The sequence below is a fragment of the Shinella zoogloeoides genome, from assembly GCF_003574625.1.
GTDB lineage: Bacteria > Pseudomonadota > Alphaproteobacteria > Rhizobiales > Rhizobiaceae > Shinella > Shinella zoogloeoides_A.
This window is the reverse complement of sequence record NZ_QNUJ01000006.1, coordinates 380,370-401,165: the sequence shown is the minus strand read 5'-3', so window position 1 is coordinate 401,165 and position 20,796 is coordinate 380,370. Positions and strand designations below refer to the sequence as shown.

20 protein-coding genes and 1 riboswitch are annotated in these 20,796 nt (G+C 65.1%); of the genes, 15 read left to right on the top strand and 5 right to left on the bottom strand.

The genetic code is table 11. The annotated features are described in order from the left end of the window. Positions 1-54 precede the first annotated feature (54 nt). Positions 55-819, bottom strand: coding sequence for an N-formylglutamate amidohydrolase (locus DSD28_RS14760; RefSeq protein WP_119257157.1), 765 nt, complete (start codon positions 817-819; stop codon positions 55-57). Positions 820-1,013: 194 nt separating this feature from the next. Here DSD28_RS14760 and DSD28_RS14755 point away from each other — a divergent pair, with 194 nt between their 5' ends. From DSD28_RS14755 to DSD28_RS14730, 6 genes are all read left to right on the top strand, one after another. Further along, positions 1,014-1,892, top strand: a complete 879-nt coding sequence (locus tag DSD28_RS14755) for a MurR/RpiR family transcriptional regulator (protein WP_205536209.1) — start codon at positions 1,014-1,016, stop codon at positions 1,890-1,892. Positions 1,893-1,988: 96 nt separating this feature from the next. Further along, a complete protein-coding gene (locus tag DSD28_RS14750) occupies positions 1,989-3,095 on the top strand; it encodes an ABC transporter substrate-binding protein (protein ID WP_119257155.1) in 1,107 nt (368 codons plus the stop codon). Positions 3,096-3,176: 81 nt separating this feature from the next. Next, positions 3,177-4,067, top strand: coding sequence for an ABC transporter permease (locus DSD28_RS14745; RefSeq protein WP_119257154.1), 891 nt, complete (start codon positions 3,177-3,179; stop codon positions 4,065-4,067). Next, positions 4,064-4,846, top strand: a complete 783-nt coding sequence (locus tag DSD28_RS14740; protein ID WP_119257153.1) for an ABC transporter permease — start codon at positions 4,064-4,066, stop codon at positions 4,844-4,846. The genes DSD28_RS14745 and DSD28_RS14740 overlap by 4 nt, the downstream gene beginning before the upstream one ends. Before the next feature lie 9 nt (positions 4,847-4,855). Further along, a complete protein-coding gene (locus tag DSD28_RS14735; RefSeq protein ID WP_119257152.1) occupies positions 4,856-5,917 on the top strand; it encodes an ABC transporter ATP-binding protein in 1,062 nt (353 codons plus the stop codon). Positions 5,918-6,021: 104 nt separating this feature from the next. Continuing rightward, a riboswitch (FMN riboswitch) is annotated at positions 6,022-6,166 on the top strand. Between the two features lie 90 nt (positions 6,167-6,256). Then, entirely contained in the window at positions 6,257-6,733 is a 477-nt protein-coding gene (locus DSD28_RS14730; RefSeq protein ID WP_119257151.1) for a 6,7-dimethyl-8-ribityllumazine synthase, read from the top strand. Positions 6,734-6,843: 110 nt separating this feature from the next. On the opposite strand, the gene DSD28_RS14725 is transcribed toward DSD28_RS14730, so the two are convergent. Next, on the bottom strand, positions 6,844-7,545 hold the full coding sequence (locus tag DSD28_RS14725) for a helix-turn-helix transcriptional regulator (protein WP_432430865.1): 702 nt from the start codon (positions 7,543-7,545) through the stop codon (positions 6,844-6,846). A gap of 291 nt (positions 7,546-7,836) precedes the next feature. On the opposite strand from DSD28_RS14725, the gene DSD28_RS14720 reads away from it, so the two are divergent. From DSD28_RS14720 to DSD28_RS14700, 5 genes are all read left to right on the top strand, one after another. Further along, positions 7,837-8,916: an ABC transporter ATP-binding protein gene (locus tag DSD28_RS14720; protein WP_119257149.1), complete on the top strand. Its 1,080-nt coding sequence runs from the start codon at positions 7,837-7,839 to the stop codon at positions 8,914-8,916. Positions 8,917-8,951: 35 nt separating this feature from the next. Then, positions 8,952-10,118 carry a polyamine ABC transporter substrate-binding protein gene (locus DSD28_RS14715; RefSeq protein WP_119257148.1) on the top strand — a complete coding sequence of 389 codons (1,167 nt, stop codon included), beginning with the start codon at positions 8,952-8,954 and terminating at the stop codon, positions 10,116-10,118. Between the two features lie 281 nt (positions 10,119-10,399). Then, positions 10,400-11,266 carry an ABC transporter permease gene (locus tag DSD28_RS14710; protein ID WP_119257147.1) on the top strand — a complete coding sequence of 289 codons (867 nt, stop codon included), beginning with the start codon at positions 10,400-10,402 and terminating at the stop codon, positions 11,264-11,266. Continuing rightward, entirely contained in the window at positions 11,266-12,090 is an 825-nt protein-coding gene (locus tag DSD28_RS14705; protein WP_119257146.1) for an ABC transporter permease, read from the top strand. Before DSD28_RS14710 ends, DSD28_RS14705 begins: the two co-directional genes overlap by 1 nt. A 3-nt stretch (positions 12,091-12,093) precedes the next feature. Then, positions 12,094-12,855 carry an SDR family NAD(P)-dependent oxidoreductase gene (locus tag DSD28_RS14700; RefSeq protein WP_119257145.1) on the top strand — a complete coding sequence of 254 codons (762 nt, stop codon included), beginning with the start codon at positions 12,094-12,096 and terminating at the stop codon, positions 12,853-12,855. Between the two features lie 55 nt (positions 12,856-12,910). Here DSD28_RS14700 and DSD28_RS14695 read toward each other — a convergent pair whose 3' ends face one another. Further along, the gene (locus tag DSD28_RS14695) at positions 12,911-13,624 is read right to left on the bottom strand and encodes a L,D-transpeptidase (protein WP_119257144.1); all 714 of its coding nucleotides are present in this window, start codon (positions 13,622-13,624) and stop codon (positions 12,911-12,913) included. 162 nt (positions 13,625-13,786) lie between these two features. Between DSD28_RS14695 and DSD28_RS14690 the strand changes: the two genes are divergently transcribed. Continuing rightward, a complete protein-coding gene (locus DSD28_RS14690) occupies positions 13,787-14,386 on the top strand; it encodes a YdeI/OmpD-associated family protein (protein WP_119257143.1) in 600 nt (199 codons plus the stop codon). Positions 14,387-14,396: 10 nt separating this feature from the next. Here the strand turns inward: DSD28_RS14690 and DSD28_RS14685 are convergent, their stop codons facing one another. Next, positions 14,397-15,422 carry a glycoside hydrolase family 25 protein gene (locus tag DSD28_RS14685; RefSeq protein WP_119257142.1) on the bottom strand — a complete coding sequence of 342 codons (1,026 nt, stop codon included), beginning with the start codon at positions 15,420-15,422 and terminating at the stop codon, positions 14,397-14,399. Between the two features lie 234 nt (positions 15,423-15,656). Continuing rightward, positions 15,657-16,631, bottom strand: a complete 975-nt coding sequence (locus tag DSD28_RS14680) for a GlxA family transcriptional regulator (RefSeq protein WP_245424844.1) — start codon at positions 16,629-16,631, stop codon at positions 15,657-15,659. Positions 16,632-16,745: 114 nt separating this feature from the next. Between DSD28_RS14680 and DSD28_RS14675 the strand changes: the two genes are divergently transcribed. The 3 genes from DSD28_RS14675 (at position 16,746) to DSD28_RS14660 (ending at position 20,685) form a co-directional block, all read left to right on the top strand. Next, on the top strand, positions 16,746-17,660 hold the full coding sequence (locus DSD28_RS14675; protein ID WP_119257140.1) for a 3-keto-5-aminohexanoate cleavage protein: 915 nt from the start codon (positions 16,746-16,748) through the stop codon (positions 17,658-17,660). Positions 17,661-17,846: 186 nt separating this feature from the next. After that, positions 17,847-19,343, top strand: coding sequence for a carnitine 3-dehydrogenase (locus DSD28_RS14670; protein WP_119257139.1), 1,497 nt, complete (start codon positions 17,847-17,849; stop codon positions 19,341-19,343). A gap of 181 nt (positions 19,344-19,524) precedes the next feature. Then, positions 19,525-20,685 (top strand): acyl-CoA dehydrogenase family protein, encoded by a 1,161-nt coding sequence (locus tag DSD28_RS14660; RefSeq protein WP_119257138.1) that lies wholly within the window; start codon positions 19,525-19,527, stop codon positions 20,683-20,685. Positions 20,686-20,796 lie beyond the last annotated feature (111 nt).

Here is a 20,796-nt window from a genome sequence, read left to right as displayed (position 1 = left end):
TTGGCCTCTCCAGTTCGTGTTCATTTCCGTTTCCACGGCATTTCCCCGGGCCGGTTATTGATTGATTGCGGGAAGGCTCTTGGCGAGCAGTCCCGTCAGATAGCCGGCCACGACCCTCTGGCCGGCTTCGTCTCGGATGAGGTCGTTGCGGACCTCGATCATGACATTGGCAAGGCCGTTGGAAAGGCCGTGCTCCCTCAAGGTATGCGTCACGCCGTCATCCGGCCCGTAGGGCTCGTTGCGGCGGGCGTCATAGCGTCCGTCGGCCGCCGCAGCCTCCAGCATGGCGTCGGCGAGGCGCGCGTCGGTGTCGTGCAGAATGCCGATCTCGACGGCGCGCGGCGCACCGAAATAGACCGGCGTGAAGCTGTGCATGGTCACGATGACCGGCGGCCGGCCCTCGGCGATCCGCGCCTTCACGAGGCCGGAGAGCTTTTCGCGGAAAGGCAGATAAAGCGCCTCGGTGCGCGCATCGCGCGCCGCCCGGTCGAGCCCGGCATTGCCCGGCACGTCGAACACCTCGCTCTTTTCCGGCATGGCGGCAGGCGATTCCGGCGGGCGATTGCAATCGTAGACGAGACGGGAGAAGCGCTGGAAGAGCAGTGTCGCATCGAGGCTTTCGGCCATCAGGCGCGAGACGGCGAGCGCCCCCGGATCCCAGGCGATGTGACTGGCCAGCGCCTCTTCGGAAAGGCCCAGCGTACCGAGAGACTTCGGCAAGACGCGCGATGCGTGCTCACAGACCAGGATGACCGGACCGCGGGCAACGGCATTCTCCAGGGCGACAGGATCGCCCTCCTCCACACTCAGAATTCCCATGAGCCTGATCCCCTCGACCGGCCTTTATCGTTGATGAAGAGAATTCTTCACCATTTTGCCGCTGTCAACCGCACATTGAAAAAATCTCTTCAAAAAATCATTTGACTCCAATTGTGACAGCGATGTTTAATTTTCCAAACTCCGGCACCAGACCGGAGCGCAGGGGAATAAACTTGACGCCCAACACAGCATCCATGACGGTGTCGGATGTGATCCATGCTCATTTCGATACGCTGACGCGTGCCGAAAAGCAGCTTGCCGCATCACTGCTCGACAATTACCCCGTCTCCGGCCTCGGCAGCATCACGACGGTCGCGGAAAACGCCGGCGTGTCGACGCCGACGGTCGCGCGCATGGTGCAGAAGCTCGGCTTCCGCGGCTTTCCCGATTTCCAGGCGCGCCTGCACCACGAACTGGAGACCACGCTCTCCAGCCCGATCACCAAGCACGACCGCTGGGCCGCGAACGCGCCTGGCACGCATATCCTCAACCGCTTCGCCGACGCGATCATGACCAACATGCGCCAGACACTGGCGCATGTGGAGACCGCCGAATTCGACGGCGCGAGCGCCCTGCTCGCCGACCGCCAGCGCAGCATCTACATCATCGGCGGACGCATCACGAAGGCGCTCGCGGACTATCTCTTCACCCATCTTCAGGTCATCCGCCCGAACGTCACGCAGATCGCCTCCAATCCCGCCTCCTGGCCGCATTACGTACTCAACATGAAGGCCGGCGACGTGCTGGTGATCTTCGACATCCGCCGCTACGAGCAGGAGATGGAGACGCTCGGGCGCGTCGCCCGCGAGCGTGGCGTGGAGATCGTGCTCTTCACGGACCCCTGGGCCTCGCCCGTCGCCAAGGTCGCGGCGAAGGTCTTCCGCGTCCATATCGAGGCGCCGTCGGCCTGGGATTCGTCCGTCGTGACGCTGTTCATCGTCGAGGCGCTGATCGAGGCCGTCCAGAGCTCGGGCTGGGAGGAGACTAGCGACCGCATGAAGACGCTGGAGGGCCTTTTCGAGGCCAGCCGGCTCTTTCGCAAGCCCCGGCCGGAGGTTACCGCCAAGCCTTGAATCCATATGGGAAAAAACGGGACTAAACTGTCACGTAAGCTTCATCTGCCGCAAGTAATCACCCTTCGCCGCCTGACACACAAAAGGAGAACACCCGTGATGTCACAGACGAGACGCCTGCTTTCGCTTTCCACCGCCCTGGTGGTCGCCTCCTCCACGCTCGCCTTCGCAGAGCCGAGCGCGGAACTCATCGAAGCCGCCAAGAAGGAAGGCATGCTGACCACGGTCGCCCTTCCGCACGACTGGTGCGGCTACGGCGACGTCATCGCTGCCTTCAAGGCCAAGTATCCGGAAATCCAGGTCAACGAACTGAACCCGGATGCCGGCTCGGCCGACGAGATCGAGGCCATCAAGGCCAACAAGGACAACAAGGGCCCGCAGTCGCCCGACGTGATCGACGTCGGCCTCGCCTTCGGCCCCTCCGCCAAGGCGGAAGGCCTGCTCCAGCCCTACAAGGTCTCCACCTGGGACGAGATCCCGGACAACGTCAAGGACGCCGAAGGCTACTGGTACGGCGACTATTACGGCGTGATGTCCTTCTTCGTGAACAAGGACATCGTCACCAATTCGCCGAAGGACTGGGCCGACCTCCTGAAGCCTGAATATTCCGGCCAGGTGGCGCTTGCCGGCGACCCGCGCGCTTCCAACCAGGCCATCCTCGGCGTTCTCGCCGCCGGCCTCGGCAAGGGCGCGAAGGCGGGCAAGGAAGCCGGCGAAGCAGGCCTTTCCTATTTCGCCGAGATGAACAAGGCCGGCAACTTCGTTCCGGTCATCGGCAAGTCCGGCACGCTCGCCCAGGGCTCGACCCCGATCGTCGTCGCCTGGGACTATAACGCACTGAGCTGGGCCAAGACCCTCAACGGCAACCCGCCGACCGAGGTCGTCGTTCCGGAAACGGGCGTTCTCGCCGGCGTCTACGTCCAGGGCATCTCGGCCTACGCGCCGCATCCGAACGCCGCCAAGCTGTGGATGGAGCATCTCTATTCCGACGAAGGCCAGGTCGGCTGGCTGAAGGGCTATTGCCATCCGGTTCGCTTCAACGCCATGGTCAAGGCCGGCAAGGTTCCGCAGGACCTGATCGACGCGCTGCCGCCGGCCGCTGCCTACGAGAAGGCCTACTTCCCGACGCTCGAGGAAGTCGACGCCAACCAGGCCGCCGTGACCGGCGCCTGGGACAGCGTGGTCGGCGCGAACGTGCAGTAAACCACATCCCCGCCGCCCCGGTCTTCCGGCCGGGGCGGCGACCGCGGTATGCCAAGACGGCAACCCCACGAGGCTAACCCAATGTCTTCAGACAGCTCTGCCGCGAAACAGTCGACGAAGGCGCCGTTGCGCCTTCCGCTGCACTGGCTCGGCGCGGCGCCCTTCGCGATCTTCGTCCTGCTGTTCCTGATCATGCCCACGATGCGCATCGTGATCGGCGCTTTCCAGACGCCGGACGGCGGCTTCACGCTGGACAATATCCGCGGGCTGTTCACGACGTCGATCATGTCGGCCTACTGGATCTCCATCAAGATCTCCATCGCCTCCGCCCTGCTCGGCTGCCTGATCGGCTTTTCGGTCGCCGCCGCCGTGGTGCTCGGCGGCCTGCCGAAATGGATCCGCGGCCCGCTGCTGACCTTCTCGGGCGTCGCCTCCAACTTCGCGGGCGTACCGCTCGCCTTCGCGTTCCTGGCGACCCTCGGCCCGGTCGGCCTCGTCACGGTGTTCCTGAAGACCCAGCTTGGCATCGACCTGCGCGCGCTCGGCTTCAACATCCTTTCCTTCTGGGGACTGACGGTCACCTACCTGTTCTTCCAGATCCCGCTGATGATCCTCATCATCACGCCCGCGCTCGACGGCCTCAAGCGCGAATGGCGCGAGGCGGCGCAGATCCTCGGCGCGACCAACGCGCAATACTGGCGCATGGTGGCCTTCCCGATCCTGCTGCCCTCCTTCCTCGGCACGCTCGCGCTGCTCTTCGCCAATGCCTTCGGCGCCGTCGCGACCGCCATCGCGCTCACCGGCTCCTCGCTCTCCATCGTGCCGATCCTGCTCTTCGCGCAGATCCGCGGCGACGTGCTCGGCAATCCCCATCTCGGCTATGCGCTGGCCTTCGGCATGATCGTCGTCACCGGCATCGCCAACACGATCTACATCTGGCTGCGCGCGCGCAGCGAAAGGTGGCTGAAATGAAGAAGTTCTGGGCCTGGGGCGCCCTCATCGTCGGGCTGCTCTACTTCATCCTGCCGCTCCTCGGCATGACGAACTTCTCGCTGAAGATGCGCCGCGGGGTCTATTCCTTCGATGCCTATGCGGTCGTGCTCGGCGATCCGCGCTTCCAGGAGACCTTCACCTATTCCGTCGTGATGGCGCTGTTCACCATCGCCTTCGGCGTGCTCCTCGTCGTGCCGACGGCCTACTGGGTGCGCCTCAAGCTGCCGGGCCTCCGGCCCTATGTCGAATTCGTCACGCTGCTGCCGCTGGTCATCCCGGCCATCGTCATCGTCTTCGGCTATATCCGGCTCTACAACACCTCGAGCTGGCTGCCGCTGACCGGCTCGATCACCGGCACCAACATCCTCCTGATGTTCGGCTATGCCACGCTGTCGCTGCCCTACATGTACCGCGCGGTGGATACGGGCCTGCGCTCCATCGACATCACCACGCTGACGGAGGCCGCCCAGAGTCTGGGCGCCGGCTGGACGACGATCCTCACCCGCATCATCCTGCCGAACGTGCTCGTCGCGGTCCTGTCGGGCGCCTTCCTGACCTTCGCCATCGTCATCGGCGAGTTCACCATGGCCGCCCTCCTCAACCGCCCGGCCTTCGGCCCCTACATGCAGCTTCTCGGCGCCAACCGGGCCTATGAGCCGGCCGCGCTCGCCGTGATCGCCTTCGCCATCACCTGGGGCTGCCTCGGCCTGATCCAGCTCGTCTCGCGCTTCCAGAAGGGCGCGCAAAGCCCCGTCTAAGGATTTCCCATGAGTTTCCTCACACTCTCCAGCATCCAGAAGTCCTTCGGCCCGGTGCAGGTCGTCAAGGACTTCAACATGGCCATCGAGAAGGGCGAGTTCATCTCCTTCCTCGGCCCGTCCGGCTGCGGCAAGACCACCATCCTGCGCATGATCGCCGGCTTCGAGACGCCCTCGGGCGGCACGATAACGATCAACGGCAAGAGCCAGGCGAACCTTCGCCCGAACCAGCGCAACATCGGCATGGTCTTCCAGGCCTATGCGCTCTTCCCGAACATGAACGTCGCGGAAAACGTCGCCTTCGGCCTCAAGGTCGCCGGCCGGCCGAAGGCCGAGATCGACGCCCGCGTCAAGGAGATGCTCGGCCTCATCAAGCTCGACCATCTCGCCGACCGCTACCCCTACCAGATGTCCGGCGGCCAGCAGCAGCGCGTGGCGCTCGCCCGCGCGCTTGCCCCGAAGCCCCAGGTCCTCCTCCTCGACGAGCCGCTCTCGGCCCTCGACGCCAAGATCCGCGTGTCGCTGCGCGAGGAAATCCGCATGATCCAGCAGCAGCTCGGCATCACCACGGTCTTCGTCACGCATGACCAGGAAGAGGCGCTGTCGATCTCCGACCGCATCGTCGTCATGAATGCCGGCAAGGCCGACCAGATCGGCACCCCCGCCGAAATCTACAACCACCCCTCCACCCGCTTCGTCGCCGGCTTCGTCGGCACGCTCAACCTCATCGAGGCGAAGGTGGTGGACGCGGCCGCGAACCGCGTCACCATCGGCGACCAGGGCGTGACGCTCCGCGAGCCCCTCGGCAACGCCAAGGCCGGCGACACGGTATCGCTGGCGCTGCGCCCCGAGGCCGGCTCCATCGCCCCCGACGCCAAGGGCGATACCGCGCTTTCCGGCGAGGTCGTCTCCTCCAACTTCCTCGGCTCGGTCATCCGCACCCGCATGAAGGTCGGCGGCAGCGTCATCTCCTTCGACATGTTCAACAGCCCCGGCCTCGTGCCGCCGGCTGTCGGCGAAACGGTGACGCTGCGCTTCACCGCCGGCGACCTGTTGGTCATCCACGACTGAACGTCCATTCCACGCCTTACCGAAGGCGTGGAAAAATCTGTCGTGAATCGTGTTTTTTGCGTCGCCCGCGGATTTGATCTGCGGGCGATTGCCGTTTAATCTCCCATCGTTCTCAGGGCGGGGCGGAACTCCCCACCGGCGGTATCCGGAGCGATCCGGGAGCCCGCGAGCGCCTTCCGCGAGGAAGGGTCAGCAGATCCGGTGCGATGCCGGAGCCGACGGTCACAGTCCGGATGGAAGAGAGCAAGCAGGAGGCCCGTTCCGCGATGGGCCGGCCTCGTGCGTGTTCGCCCAAGGGACCCGTTGAAAAATGGCTCAACCCTTGAAAGGCCAAGACATATGAATGCCAATGCCACCCCCTCCGCCCGCATCGCCGTCATCCGTGCCCGCTGGCACGCCGGCATCGTCGACCAGGCGGTCACATCCTTCATCGCCGAATGGCAGGCCCTCGGCGGGCGGGTCGAGGACGTCGACGTGATCGACGTGCCGGGCGCCCTCGAAATCCCGCTGCACGCCCAGCTCCTCGCGAAGACCGGCCGCTACTCGGCCATCCTCGGCGTCGCCCTCGTCGTCGACGGCGGCATCTACCGCCACGATTTCGTCGCCGGCACTGTGGTCGACGCCATCGTGCGCGTCGGCCTCGATACGAACGTTCCGGTGCTCTCGGCCGTGCTGACGCCGCACAACTTCCAGGAATCGGAAGCCCATATCGCCTTCTTCCGCGACCACTTCGTCATCAAGGGCAAGGAAGCCGCCCACGCCGCCCGCCAGATCCTCGACGCACGGGCGCAGGTGGCGCTGGCGGCGGTTTCCTGAATCGGTTTCTCAAGAACCGGAATCGGCTCGTGAAGGCGAATCGATAAACCGCTGAAAAGACTCTGGAAGCCCGGCAGCGATGCCGGGCTTTTCCGTCCCCTCTCCTGCGTCTAAGCCTGCAAATTCTTCAGATAGATCGACAGCAACTGGATCTGCGACGAGATCCCCAGCTTGCGGTAGACGTTCCGCCGGTGAACCTTCACCGTCCCCGTCGAGATATCGAGCTTGAGCCCGATCGATTCCGATGAATGCCCTTGCAGCACGAGCTCGATGATCGAGGCCTCGCGGTCGGTGAGGTTGAGCTTGCGCCAGACCTTGTCCGCCGCGCTCACCGGCTCGCTGCGCCGCCCGCGCCCTTGCCCCGCAAGCGCGAAGCGTTCCGCAAGGCCGCTCCAGGCCTGGCGCACGAAGGCGGCGACGAGGGGTTCGGCATCCGCCAGAAGCGCAAATTCGGCGGCGGGGAATACCCCCGTCTTCTCGCGCCGCATCAGCGAGACGACCACCGTGACGCCGTCGCCTACCGGCACGAAGAAGCCCAGTTCCTCGGCAAGCCGCGTCTGCGAGTAGTAGGTACGGTAGTATTCGCTGGAGAAGAAGCGGTCCGGCGCGAGCTCCCGCATGCGGAAGACGCCGGCCCGGCCCGCCCGTGCCGTGTGGTAGAACGGATCGAGCAGGTACGGCCCCACCTGATAAAGCGTCACGAAGACATGGTAATCGTCCGCATCGAAGGTGCTGAAGAGGTCGATCGGCCGGGCCTTGTCGCGATAGGCGAAGATGACCATGTCGTCGAAGCGCACGAGCGCCCGCGTCATCGCCAGCAGGGCTTCGCCCGCCTGCCCGTCGGAGCGTTCCGCCGCATCCGTCCAGTCGGCGAGCGTGCGGAAGAGTGCCGTGAAATCGACCCGCATGACGCTGATGCTCCCCCGATCCCCTTGCGGCGCACGTTTTTCGCCGCGCCGGGATATACTCCTTCCATAGCCGGTTTACGGATAAAATACCTCTCTCGGGGTATATACCGTCCACCGGCGGCTGACTAGCATCCTTCCCGACGGTGGCTAAAGCGGCGCAAGATCGCTTCAACGCAACAACCGCAGGGAACAGACGTGACATCCGCCTCCACGAACGACATCGAGTTCCGGTCGGTGACCAAGCGCTATGGCGCGGTGACCGCGGTCTCCGACATAAACCTTTCCGTGCCGAAGGGCGCCTTCGTCGCGCTGCTCGGCCCGTCCGGCTGCGGCAAGACGACCTGCCTTCGCATGATCGGCGGCTTCGAGCAGCCGAGCGAGGGCGAGGTCCTGATCGCCGGCAATGTCGCCAACGGCGTGCCGGCCTATCGCCGCCCGGTCAACATGGTCTTCCAGCAATATGCGCTCTTCCCGCATTTCGACGTGGAGAAGAACGTCGCCTACGGCCTGAAGCAGCTCCGCCCGCGGCTGCCGGCCGGGGAGATATCGCGCCGCGTCGGCGAGGCGCTGGAAATGGTACGGCTTTCCGGCTTCGCCAGGCGCCGCATCCATGAAATGTCCGGCGGCCAGCAGCAGCGCGTGGCGCTCGCCCGCGCCCTCGTCAACAAGCCCTCCGTGCTCCTCCTCGACGAGCCGCTCGCGGCCCTCGACAAGAAGCTGCGCACCGCCATGCAGATCGAGCTGCAGACGCTCCAGCGCGACCTCGGCATCACCTTCGTTCTCGTCACCCATGACCAGGAGGAGGCGCTGTCGATGAGCGACCTCGTCTGCGTCATGAGCGCCGGCCGCATCCGCCAGCTCGCGACGCCCCAGGAGGTCTACGACCGCCCGGCCGATCTCTTCGTCGCCGATTTCGTCGGCAAGACCAACCGTTTCGACGGCACGCTGGAGACCGGCGGCACCATCCGCCTCGGCAACGGCACGGCCCTGCCCGCCCCGCGCGGCGATCTTGCGCCGGGCGCCGTCACCGTGGCGCTCCGCCCGGAGGCGATCCGCCTTGCGCGCGGCGCGGAGGGCGCGACGACGCTGGAGGGCACCGTCACCCACCGCATCTTCCTCGGCTCGGCCGCCGAATATTCCATCGCCATCGACGGGCTGGGCGACCTCCTCGTCACCGCCGAACGCCATAACCAGTCGGAAAACGACCTCGTCGCGCCGGGCGAACGGGTCGCAATCAGCTTCGATCCCGGCACAGCGCATATCTTTCCGGCCTGAGGGGAAACAGGCCCCAAACACAAGGGAACAGTGTGATGTCGAAATGGTTCAGAGACAATGCCCCGATCAGCGCCCATGAGCTGACGGAAGAATTCATGCGCCTGAAGCGCGGCTCCGTCACGCGCCGCCACTTCCTCGGCGTCACCGGCCTCGGCCTTGCCGCCGCCGTGCTCGCCCGCCAGCCCGGCCTCTTCAATTCGGCCGCCTATGCGCAGCAGGAAGATCTCGGCTCGGCCATGTCCATCGCCACTTGGCCGAACTATCACGACCCCGCGACCTTCGAGGCCTTCACCGCCGAGACGGGCGTCGCCGTCGAGGTCAACGTCTTCGGCTCGAACGAGGAGATGCTGGCCAAGCTCCAGGCCGGCGGCACCGGCTGGGACCTCTTCGTTCCCACGAACTACACGATCTCCACCTATGCCGGCCTCGGCCTGATCGATCCGCTCGATCTTTCCAAGGTGCCGAACTTCGACCAGAAGACCCAGAATGTACGTTTCACCAATGAGGGCACGGTCGACGGCAAGGTCTATGCGCTGCCGAAGAACTGGGGCACGACCGGCATTGCCGTCAATTCCGACAAGGTGAAGTCCAAGGTCACGAGCTGGAAGGAATTCTTCGAGATCGCCATGACCGAGGCGGACGGCCGCGCCATGGTGCACGACTACCAGCTCACCACCATCGGCAATGCCCTCGTCTCGCTCGGCTTCTCCTTCAACTCGGTCAAGCCCGAGGAGCTTGCCAAGGCCGAGGAGCTGCTGATCAAGGTCAAGCCGCACCTCTACGCCATCAACAGCGACTACCAGCCCTCCATGCGCGCCACCGACGCCTGGATGACCATGTGCTGGACCAACGACGGCGCGCAGCTCAACCGCGACATCCCGGAAATCCACTTCACGCTCGGCTCCGACGGCGGCGAGATCTGGTCCGACTTCTACGCCGTGCCGAAGGCCGCCGCCAACAAGCCGGCGGGTTACGCGCTGCTCAACTACCTGATGGACCCGCAGCATGCGGTGAAGGAGCACATCGCCAACGGCGCGCCTACCACCGACAGCCGCGTCATTGCCCTGCTGCCGGCCGAGATCACCGGCAACAAGATCGTCTATCCCGACGAGGCAGCGCTGACCCCGCTGGAATTCGGCGCTGCCGTGACGCTCACCGACCCGGCGCGCGCGGAACTGATGGCGCGGTTCAAGTCAGCGTAACAAAGCACGGGAAGCCGTTCCGACCTGCCGATCTCCCCCCCCTTGTGGGGGAGATGCCCGGCAGGGCAGAGGGGGGTGTGGCACCCACCTGCCCCCGCCGGATCGTCGTCCTGGCTGCGCCGTTGCTACCCCCCTCTGTCGGTTCGCCGACATCTCCCCCACAAGGGGGGAGATCAGAGGGAGTATGCCGCAATGTTTTTCCTTCTCCCCGCTTGCGGGGAGAAGGTGGCCGGCAGGCCAGATGAGGGGCGACCCTCGCAATTCGCAACAGGATCGACGCAATGCCCCTGACGACGACGGCGAAAAGACGGCTGGTGACGACGGCGCTGCTGGCGCCGGCCTCCCTCTGGCTGTTCGTCTTCCTGGTACTGCCCTTCATCGCCATGGTGGTCTTCTCCGTCGGCGAGCGCGGACCGGCGGGCGGTTACCAGGCGGCCTTCACCTTTGCGCAATATGCCAACCTGCCGGCCCGTTCCGCCGCCTACTGGAACACGCTGATGCTGGCGCCGGTCGGCGCCTTCCTCTGCCTGCTCGTCGCCTATCCGACGGCCTATTACCTCGCCGTCAAGGCAAGCCCGCGCCACCGGCTGCTGCTGGTCTCGCTGGTCGTCGTACCGTTCTGGACGAGCCTTCTGGTGCGCACCTATGCCTGGATGTACATCCTCGGCTCGCGTGGCATCCCGAACCTCCTCGACATGATCGGCATCGAGAACGTGCGCCTGCTCAACACGCCCGGCGCCGTGCTGCTCGGCATCGTCTACGGCTACCTGCCGCTGATGATCATGCCGATCTATGTCAGCCTCGAAAAGCTCGACCGCCGGCTGCTGGAGGCTTCGGCCGATCTCGGCGCGAAGCCCGTCTCGACCTTCTTCTCCGTCACCCTGCCGCTCTCGCTGCCGGGCGTCATGACGGGCGTCGCGCTCGTGACGATCCTGCTGCTCGGCGAATATCTCATTCCGCAGCTTCTCGGCGGCGGCAAGGTCTTCTTCATCGGCAATGCGCTGGTCGACCTCTTCCTGCAATCGCGCAACTGGCCCTTCGGCTCGGCCATCGCCGTCACGCTGGTCGCCATCGTGGTCGTGGTGCTGATGGTCGCCATGCGCATCGCCTGGAAAATCTCCGGCACGAGACAGGTGGACCTCGTCTGATGCGCGCGCTGATAACCTCCGTCTACCTGTTCCTCTACGCGCCCATCGCGCTGGTCGTGCTGTTCTCCTTCAATGCGGGGCGCAATGCCAGCGAGTTCACCGGCTTCTCGACGCAATGGTACGGCAAGGCGCTCGCCAATCCGTTCCTTGTCGCCGCGTTGCAGAACAGCCTGATCATCGCCTTTACCAGCGCCACGCTCGCCGCCGTCTTCGGCACCATGGCCGCCCTTGGCCTGGAACGCCTCGGCGCGCGCACCCGCGCCCTCTTCGACGGCCTGCTGGCCGCCGCCATCGTCGTGCCGGGCGTCGTCATCGGCATCGCGACGCTGGTCGCGCTCGTCGCGGTCTTCGGCGTCGTCAATCCGGCCATCGCCTCGCTCTGGCCGGGCGAGAAGCCGCCGCAGCTCGGCCTCGGCTACGGCTCGATCATCGCCGCGCACGGCCTCTTCACCATGGCGCTCGTGACGATGATCGTGAAGGCGCGCATCGCCACGCTCGGGCGCGATATCGTCGAGGCCTCGGCCGATCTCTACGCCACGCCCTTCACCACTTTCCGCGATATCGTCCTGCCGCAGATCCTGCCTTCGGTGCTGGCCGGCTTCCTGCTCGCCTTCACCTTCTCCTTCGACGATTTCATCGTGGCCTTCTTCGTCGCGGGCTCCAAGACGACGCTGCCGATCTACGTCTTCGCCTCGATCCGCCGCGGCGTGACGCCGGAGGTCAACGCCATCGCGACGATGGTGCTGGTCGCCTCGCTCTTCCTCATTCTCGTCGCCCGCCTCCTCATGCGGGAAAAGAAAACGAAATCGCCTGCCGGAGAATAACAGATGATCCTGAAGAACCGTGTCGCCATCGTCACCGGGGCCGGCTCCGGCATCGGCCGGGCCGGCGCGCGCATCATGGCGCGCGAGGGCGCGACCGTCTGCGTCGCCGACCGCGACGAGACGCGGGCCGGCGAGACGGTCGATCTCATCCGCAGCGAGGGCGGCACGGCCGAGGCCGTCATCCTCGACGTCACCGACGACGTGGAACTGAAGATGGCGATTGCCGGCGTGCTCTCGCGCCACGGCCGCATCGACATCCTGCACAACCATGCGGGCGCGCAGGTTGCCGGCGATCTCGAAAGCGTTGCGCTCGACGGGCTGGATCTTTCCTGGAACCTCAATGTGCGCGCCCATCTCATGGCGGCCCGCCTCGTCATGCCGGCCATGAAGGCGCAGGGAAAAGGCGTCATCCTCAACACCTCCTCCTCGTCAGGCGTGCTCTACGACCGCGAGATGATCGCCTATACGACGACCAAGCATGCAGTCATCGCCATGACGAAGCAGATGGCCGGCGACTATGCCCGCCACGGCATCCGCGTCAACGCGCTCTGCCCCGGCTGGGTCGACACGCCCTTCAACGCCCCCTTCATCGACCAGATGGGCGGGCGCGGCGCCATCGAGGACTATATCCGGGAAAAGGTGCCCATGGGCCGCTGGGCGAATGTCGAGGAGATCGCCGAACCGATCCTCTTCCTCGTCTCCGACCGGTCAAGCTACATGACCGGCCAGATCCTCGTGGTGGACGGCGGCGAGACCGTCGTCTAGCTCTGCTCAGCGCAATTCCGGACGCAAAACCGCCTCACGCTTTTGCTGGACTTGCTCAGACGGACCCCAGCCCGCCCTGATGCACGACGATGCGCGCGTGGTAGGGCACGCGCTTGTAGAGATCGAGCACGTCCTGGTTGACCAGCCGCACGCAGCCCGAAGAGGTCGCCTTGCCGATGGACCTCCATTCCGGCGAGCCGTGCAGGCGGTAGAGCGTGTCCTTGCCGTTCTGGAAAATGTAGAGCGCGCGAGCGCCGAGCGGGTTCTTGACGCCCGGATCCATGCCGCCATTCTCGACGGAATAGCGGGCAAGGCTCGGCTGGCGCTTGATCATGTCGTCCGGCACCTTCCAGCGCGGCCAGGGCTGGCGCCACTGGATGACACCCTCGCCTTCCCAGGCAAAACCGTCACGGCCGATGCCGACGCCGTAGCGCATCGCCGTGCCGCCCGGTTCTACGACATAGAGGAAGCGCGTGGCCGTATCGACCACCACCGTGCCTGCCGGCTCGCCGGTCGGGTCCTTGACGCGCTGGCGGTAGTATCTCGGATCGATCTCCTTGTAAGGGATCGCCGGGATGAGATGGCCGCCATCCTCGACGGCGGCATAGCGCGCCGCCAGCTCCTCGTCCGTTGCCGGCACGATCGGATAGCTGACCTTCTGGGGAAGCGGGACGGTCCTGGTCGAGGTTTCCGTGGTTGCGCATCCTGCGAGCGTCGCGGCGGCGCCCAGGAAGAAGGCTCTGCGCGACAAAGTGCACACCGTAGGCATTCTCTATATCGACTCCAATGAAAACGTGTTGGAGCCGATGGCTAGCCAAAGCAGGAAGGGGCTGGCAAGAAGCGGGAGCATCACATCTTCGGCATCCGCCCCGCATAGTCGCGGACAGATGCAAAGCGGCCACGCTGGACCATGCCGGGAGGGCAGAAAACGATGGCGCCTGTGGAAATCGACCCTGCCCATGTCCGCGAATTTCCCGACCCGGAAAGCTTCTGCCGCTGGCTCTCGGACAACCACGACAAGGCGCCGGAAGTCTGGATCCGGATTCACAAGCGCGCCTCGGGCCTTCAATCCATCAACCCGGAAGAGGCGATCGAGGCCGTGCTCTGCTGGGGCTGGATCGACGGCATCCGCAAGGGGCTGGACGACAAGAGCTTCCTCCAGCGCTACAGCCCGCGCGGCCGCAAGAGCGTCTGGAGCAAGAAGAACGTCGATACGGTCGGCCGGCTGATCGCGGATGGCCGCATGACGGAACATGGCCTGAAGCATGTGGAGGCCGCAAAAGCCGATGGGCGCTGGGACAGGGCCTATGGCAGCGGCAAGAACCTGAAGATTCCGCCGGACCTGCAAGTCGCCATCGACGCGGAACCGGCCGCCGCCGAAATGCTCGGCAGGCTCACCGAGCAGAACCGCTTCGCCCTCGCCTTCCGCGTCCACAATCTGAAGACGGAAGCCGCGCGCAGGCGCAAGATCGAGACATTCGTGGAGATGCTGAAGAACGGCGAGACGATCTATCCGCAGAAACGGAAATAGATCGTCCCGTTCAGGTGGACTGGCCCGCGAGCCAGTTGTGCCAGTCGTTCTCGCTGCCGGAGAAAACGTTGAGGTCGATCCTGCCCGTCACGCCATGCGACAGGCCCGAGCCGGAATATTGCCAGAACAGCCAGCGGCGGTTCGGATAGCGCTGCGACGGATGCGCGGCGACCGAGCGCAGCCAGAAATGATAGTCCTTCAATTCGCCAGACAGATTGTCTTCGTAGAAGTCCGGCGCGGTATAGATGATCGGCCGCTTGCCGTAGTGCCGTTCCAGCATTTCGGCGAAGACGCGGATCTTCTCGACATATTTCGCGCGCGACAGGCGCTTCTTGCAGGCGGAATCGCCGTTATATTCGGCATCGATCACCGGCGGCAGCGCATCCGGGTCCTTCGGCACGTTGCGGATGAACCATTCGGCCTGCGAGCTTGCGACCCGGCACCAGTAGAAGAAGTGATAGGCCCCGCGCCGGATGCCGGCTTCCTTGGCCTGGCGCCAGTTCTTCTGGAACATCGGATCGAGATGGTCGCCGCCGTCGGTCGCCTTGATGAAGGCGAAGTTGGCGCCCTGCGTGCGCAGCCGCATCCAGTCGATATCGCCCTGCCAGCGCGAGACGTCGACGCCATGCACCTGATAGTGCCGCGGCGCGCGCTTGCCGAAATTGATCGGATGAGCATCGCGGAACTGCTGGCTGTAGACGCGCGAGCGCTTGCCGAGGCGCCGGGTCGGCATTTCGGTCATCGTCGCGGAATCGGCCGGACGCTCGGAGGGAATGGCGGACTGTTTCGTCACCGTCTCGAAGACGTGGGTTTCCGGGATCGGCCCTGCCCAGGCGAGCATTTCCTCCGCGTCGTCGGCCTTCACCCTGCTCTGGCCGACGGCCACTTCCGGCACCGGCCCGCCGCCCTTGGTGACGGAGCTCGTGGTCTCGCGCGAGGGCTTGACCGCCAGCACCGTTTCCGGGGTCGCACTCGATGCGCAGCCGGCCAGGGAGGCGCAGCCGAGGAGGATCGCTGTCAGGACCGAAAGACGCATTGGCACTCGCACGCAAAACAAACCGAAGCCCCGCCCTTTCGACACATGGACGGAATTACTAACGGAAGATTACCGCGAAATGTTAAATACAATCTTTACGGCCGACCGTGACATTTCAGGCACTTAGGGCATTTCCGCTTTTCCTCGAATCGCGAAAACGCTCCAACCCTTCTACGCAATCCCGGACGCAAAACCGCTTCGCACTTTTGCTGGAATTGCTCTGGGTCCGCGTCTTCATCCCTTCGCGCCGGCCCGCAGCCGCCGCCGGGTCTCCGTCGGGCTTTCGTGGTAGTGCGCGCGGTAACTGCGGGAGAAGGCGGAGGAGGAGTTGAAGCCGGTGAGCGCGGCGATGTCGGCGAATTCCGTCTTGGTCTCGATCACCTTGCGCCGGGCGGCATTGAGGCGCAGCGCGAGATAATGCTGGTGCGGCGCGACGCCCATCGATTCCTGGAACAGGTCCTGCAGGTGCCGCGCACTGATGCCGACGCGCCTGGCAAGTTTTGCCAGCGTCAATGGCGCATCCATCGTCTCCTCCATCAGCCGCACTGCCTGGCTGACGCGCTGGTCGGCGACACGCATGTTGCCGAGCGCCGGCACCTGCAACAGGCCGCCAGTGCGCTCGTGCTCGTAGATGAATTGCCGCGAGACCTCCAGCGCCAGCGAATAGCCCTGCCGGCGGCGGATGATCTCCAGCATCAATTCGAGCGTCGGCAGCGAACCGCCGGTGGTGACGCGCTTGCCGTCGATGACGTAGCGCTCGCGCATCACCGCGATCTGCGGATAGCGGGAGGCGAATTCCTCCATGTCCTCCCAGTGAATCGTCACCGAATAGCCGTCGAGCAGGCTCGCCTCGGCAAGCAGCCAGCTTCCCGATTCGATGCCGGCCATCGCCGTGCGGTGGCGCGCCGTCTGCGAAAGCTGGCGGCGCAACAGGGATGTCGCACTCATCTGCCATTGGTAGCTCGATAGCACGAAGAGCGGCGCCGTCTCCCGCTCCGGCCGGAAGGCGCCGTCGACGGGCACGGGAATGCGGCTGCGCGTCTCCACCGGCTCGCCGTCCGGCGAGAAGATGCGCCAGCGGTAAAGCGCCTGCCCCGAGATGCGGTTGGCGGCGCGCAGCGGCTCGATGACCGAGGCGACGAGGATGAGGTTCGTCTCGGGCAGCACCAGGATGTCGATGTCGAGCGTGTCGGATGAGGGATCGAGCATGGCGGAAGCTTGGCCGCCCATCTCTCGAATTGTCAAGGATGGATCCGAAAAGTGAAAGCATTGCGCCTTCTCTTGGCTCGTAATGTCCGCAACGAGAATAATGGGAGAACGACAATGCCTCTTGCCATGAACCGCGACGTCTTCATCACCTGCGCCGTCACCGGCTCCGGCGACACCGCCGGCAAATCCCCTCACGTTCCGCGCTCGCCCAAGCAGATCGCCGAATCGGCCATCGAGGCCGCCAGGGCCGGCGCCGCCGTCGTGCATTGCCACGTGCGCGATCCGGAAACCGGCGCGCCGAGCCGCCGCAACGATCTCTACCGCGAAGTGACCGAACGTATCCGCGACGCCGAGGTCGACGTCGTGCTCAACCTTACCGCCGGCATGGGCGGCGACATGATCTTCGGCAACACCGAGCAGCCCCTGCCGCTGAACCCCAACGGCACCGACATGGCCGGCGCCACCGAGCGCGTTTCCCACGTCGCCGAATGTCTGCCGGAAATCTGCACGCTCGATTGCGGCACGATGAACTTCTCGCTCGGCGACTACGTGATGACCAACACGCCGTCCATGCTGCGCGCCATGGGCAAGATGATGACCGATCTCGGCGTCCGCCCGGAGATCGAGGCCTTCGACACCGGCCATCTCTGGTTCGCCAAGCAGCTCGTCGAGGAAGGCATCATCGAGGACCCGGTGCTCATCCAGCTCTGCATGGGCATTCCGTGGGGCGCGCCCGACGACCTCAACACCTTCATGGCGATGGTCAACAACGTGCCGTCCAACTGGACCTTCTCGGCCTTCTCCATCGGCCGCAACGCCATGGCCTATCCGGCCGCTTCCGTGCTGGCCGGCGGCAATGTCCGCGTCGGCCTGGAAGACAACCTCTATGTCGCCAAGGGCCAGCTCGCCACCAATGCGCAGCTCGTTGACAAGGCCGTCAACATCATCGAGAGCATGGGCGCCCGCGTCATCGGCCCGGCCGAAGTGCGCGAGAAGCTGAAGCTCACGAAGCGCGCGCCGCGCGGCTGACGATTTGGGGTTGCCCCTCACCCCTAACCCTCGCCCGTGAACGGGGAGAGGGAGCCCGCCAAGCGCAGGCTTGGAAATGAAGGAAACCGGCGCGGCATATCCCTTCTCCCCGCCTGCGGGGAGAAGGTGGCGGCAGCCGGATGAGGGGCAGCGACACCAGCACACAATAACGAATTGAGGGAACGCATGAGCACCACCATCAACAAGGCAGCCTGCGTCGGCGGCGGCGTCATCGGCGGGGCATGGGTCGCGCGCTTCGCGCTGGCCGGCATCGACGTGAAGATCTTCGACCCGCATCCGGAAGCCGAGCGCATCATCGGCGAAGTCATGGCCAATGCCGAGCGCGCTTATGGCATGCTCACCATGGCTCCCCTGCCGCCGAAGGGTAAGGTCACCTTCTGCAAGAGCATCGAAGACGCCGTGCAAGATGCTGACTGGATTCAGGAAAGCGTGCCCGAGCGCCTCGAACTGAAGCGGGGCGTCCTCACCCAGATCGATGCCGCCGCAAAGCCCGACGCCCTGATCGGCTCCTCCACGTCAGGCCTCATGCCGACCGATCTGCAGCGCGACATGAAGCACCCCGAACGCCTGTTCGTGGCGCATCCCTACAACCCCGTCTACCTGCTGCCGCTCGCCGAACTCGTCGGCGGCCAGAAGACGTCGCGCGCCGTGCTCGAAGACGCCAAGGCCAAGCTCGCCCCCATCGGCATGAAGGGCGTGATCATCAACAAGGAGATCGAGGCCTTCGTCGGCGACCGCCTGCTCGAAGCCGTCTGGCGCGAAGGCCTCTGGCTGATCAAGGACGACATCTGCGACACGGAAACGCTGGACGACGTGATCCGCTATTCCTTCGGCATGCGCTGGGCGCAGATGGGCATGTTCGAGACCTACCGCATCGCCGGCGGCGAAGCGGGCATGCGCCACTTCCTCGCCCAGTTCGGCCCCTGCCTCTCCTGGCCCTGGACGAAGCTCACCGATGTCGTCGATCTCAACGACGAACTGGTGGAAAAGATCGCCAACCAGTCCGATGCCCAGTCGGGCGCGCGCGGCATTCGCGAGCTTGAGCGCATCCGCGACCAGAACCTCGTCGGCATCATGCATGCGCTGAAGGCCGGCGACGAAGGCCGCGGCTGGGGTTCGGGCAAGCTGCTCGCCGACTTCGAGGCGCATCTTTGGGCCAAGGCTGGAAAGGCGAAGGTCGAGGTCTCCTCGAGCGAACCGCTCCGCCTCGTCGACACCAAGGTCAACGCCGCCTGGGTCGATTACAACGGCCACATGACGGAGCACCGCTACCTCCAGCTCTTCGGCGATACATCCGACGCGCTTCTCCGCCTCATCGGCGTCGACTTCGCCTATGTCGAGGCCGGCCACAGCTACTACACGGTGGAAACCCACATCCGCCATCTCGGCGAGGGCAAGCTCGGCCAGGCGCTCTACACGACGCTCCAGCTCCTCTCCTCGGACAGGAAGCGGCTGCACTTCTTCACCCGCATCCACGACGCCGCCACCGGCGACGTCATCGCGACCGCCGAGCAGATGATGGTCCATGTGGACTCGAAGGCCGGCAAGAGCGTCGATGCACCCGAGGACGTGCTGGCGAAGATCGCGCCGATTGCCGAGGCCCATGCGAAGCTGGCGGTGCCGGAGGGGGCGGGGCGCAGCGTCGGACAGAGGAACAAGTAGGGCGCAAGCCTCCACCCCCCTCTGCCCTGCCGGGCATCTCCCCCACAAGGGGGGAGATCGGCTGGGGGTAAGGCGGTGCCACGATCCAATCCCCCCCCTTGGGGGGGAGATGCCCGGCAGGGCAGAGGGGGGGTAGCCAAAGATGGCGCCTCCCGCAAAAGAAATACCGGGAGGACTTTCAATGAATTTCGCACTCACCGACGAACAGCAGATGATCGTGGACACGGTCCGCGCCTTCGTCGAAACCGAAATCTATCCGCATGAAAACGAGGTCGAGCGCACCGGCCATGTGCCGCCGGAACTCGGCCAGGAAATCGCGCGCAAGTGCAAGGAGATCGGCTTCTTCAGCTGCAACATGCCGGAAGAAGTCGGCGGCGCGGGCCTCGACCACACGTCCTTCACGCTGGTCGAGCGCGAGCTTGGCCGCGGCTCGATGGCGCTGACGGTCTTCTTCGGCCGCCCCTCCGGCATCCTGATGGCCTGCAACGACGAGCAGCGCGAGCGCTATCTGTTGCCCGCCGTCAGCGGCGAGAAGTTCGATGCCCTCGCCATGACCGAGCCGGACGCCGGCTCGGACGTGCGCGGCATGAAGTGCTTCGCCCGCAAGGACGGCGACGACTGGGTCGTCAACGGCACCAAGCATTTCATCAGCCACGCCAACATCGCCGATTTCGTCATCGTCTTCATCGCGACGGGCGAAGAGGACACGCCGCGCGGCAAGAAGAAGCTGATCACCTGCTTCCTCGTCGACCGCGGCACGCCCGGCTTCGAGATTCGCGAGGGCTACAATTCCGTCTCCCATCGCGGCTACAAGAACTGCATCCTCAATTTCGACGAATGCCGCCTGCCCTCCGCCCAGATCCTCGGCGAAGTGCACAAGGGCTTCGACATCGCCAACGACTGGCTCTACGCGACGCGCCTCACCGTCGCCGCCACCTCCGTCGGCCGTGCCCGCCGCGCCTTCGACTACGCTCTCAACTACGCCGCCGAGCGCAAGCAGTTCGGAAAGCCGATCGGCGCGAACCAGGGCGTTTCCTTCAAGCTCGCCGACATGATCACCGAGATCGACGCCGCCGACCTCCTGACGCTGTCGGCCGCCTGGCGGCTCGACCAGGGCCTGCCGTCGAACCGCGAGATCGCCTCGGCCAAGGTCTATGCCACGGAAATGCTCGCCCGTGTCACCGACGAGGCGATCCAGATCTTCGGCGGCATGGGCCTGATGGACGACCTGCCGCTCGCCCGCTTCTGGCGCGACGCCCGCGTCGAGCGCATCTGGGACGGCACGTCGGAAATCCAGCGGCACATCATCAGCCGCGACCTGCTCCGGCCGCTGGGGGCGTGATGAATATGGCAGTCCGTGCCCATGATACCCCCCTCTGCCCTGCCGGGCATCTCCCCCACAGGGGGGGAGATCAGCAGGGGGCTAGAACCTCACTAGACCAGCCACGTCAAA

Coding starts and splice junctions, on each gene's coding strand:
- DSD28_RS14680 (WP_245424844.1), bottom strand. CDS start 16,631: ATGCTCGATCCCTCATCCGACACGCTCGACATCGACATCCTGGTGCTG.
- DSD28_RS14735 (WP_119257152.1), top strand. CDS start 4,856: ATGAGTTTCCTCACACTCTCCAGCATCCAGAAGTCCTTCGGCCCGGTG.
- DSD28_RS14690 (WP_119257143.1), top strand. CDS start 13,787: ATGGCGCCTGTGGAAATCGACCCTGCCCATGTCCGCGAATTTCCCGAC.
- DSD28_RS14670 (WP_119257139.1), top strand. CDS start 17,847: ATGAGCACCACCATCAACAAGGCAGCCTGCGTCGGCGGCGGCGTCATC.
- DSD28_RS14685 (WP_119257142.1), bottom strand. CDS start 15,422: ATGCGTCTTTCGGTCCTGACAGCGATCCTCCTCGGCTGCGCCTCCCTG.
- DSD28_RS14725 (WP_432430865.1), bottom strand. CDS start 7,545: ATGACGCGGGCGCTCGTGCGCTTCGACGACATGGTCATCTTCGCCTAT.
- DSD28_RS14705 (WP_119257146.1), top strand. CDS start 11,266: ATGCGCGCGCTGATAACCTCCGTCTACCTGTTCCTCTACGCGCCCATC.
- DSD28_RS14660 (WP_119257138.1), top strand. CDS start 19,525: ATGAATTTCGCACTCACCGACGAACAGCAGATGATCGTGGACACGGTC.
- DSD28_RS14700 (WP_119257145.1), top strand. CDS start 12,094: ATGATCCTGAAGAACCGTGTCGCCATCGTCACCGGGGCCGGCTCCGGC.
- DSD28_RS14695 (WP_119257144.1), bottom strand. CDS start 13,624: ATGCCTACGGTGTGCACTTTGTCGCGCAGAGCCTTCTTCCTGGGCGCC.
- DSD28_RS14745 (WP_119257154.1), top strand. CDS start 3,177: ATGTCTTCAGACAGCTCTGCCGCGAAACAGTCGACGAAGGCGCCGTTG.
- DSD28_RS14760 (WP_119257157.1), bottom strand. CDS start 819: ATGGGAATTCTGAGTGTGGAGGAGGGCGATCCTGTCGCCCTGGAGAAT.
- DSD28_RS14710 (WP_119257147.1), top strand. CDS start 10,400: ATGCCCCTGACGACGACGGCGAAAAGACGGCTGGTGACGACGGCGCTG.
- DSD28_RS14730 (WP_119257151.1), top strand. CDS start 6,257: ATGAATGCCAATGCCACCCCCTCCGCCCGCATCGCCGTCATCCGTGCC.
- DSD28_RS14755 (WP_205536209.1), top strand. CDS start 1,014: ATGACGGTGTCGGATGTGATCCATGCTCATTTCGATACGCTGACGCGT.
- DSD28_RS14740 (WP_119257153.1), top strand. CDS start 4,064: ATGAAGAAGTTCTGGGCCTGGGGCGCCCTCATCGTCGGGCTGCTCTAC.
- DSD28_RS14715 (WP_119257148.1), top strand. CDS start 8,952: ATGTCGAAATGGTTCAGAGACAATGCCCCGATCAGCGCCCATGAGCTG.
- DSD28_RS14675 (WP_119257140.1), top strand. CDS start 16,746: ATGCCTCTTGCCATGAACCGCGACGTCTTCATCACCTGCGCCGTCACC.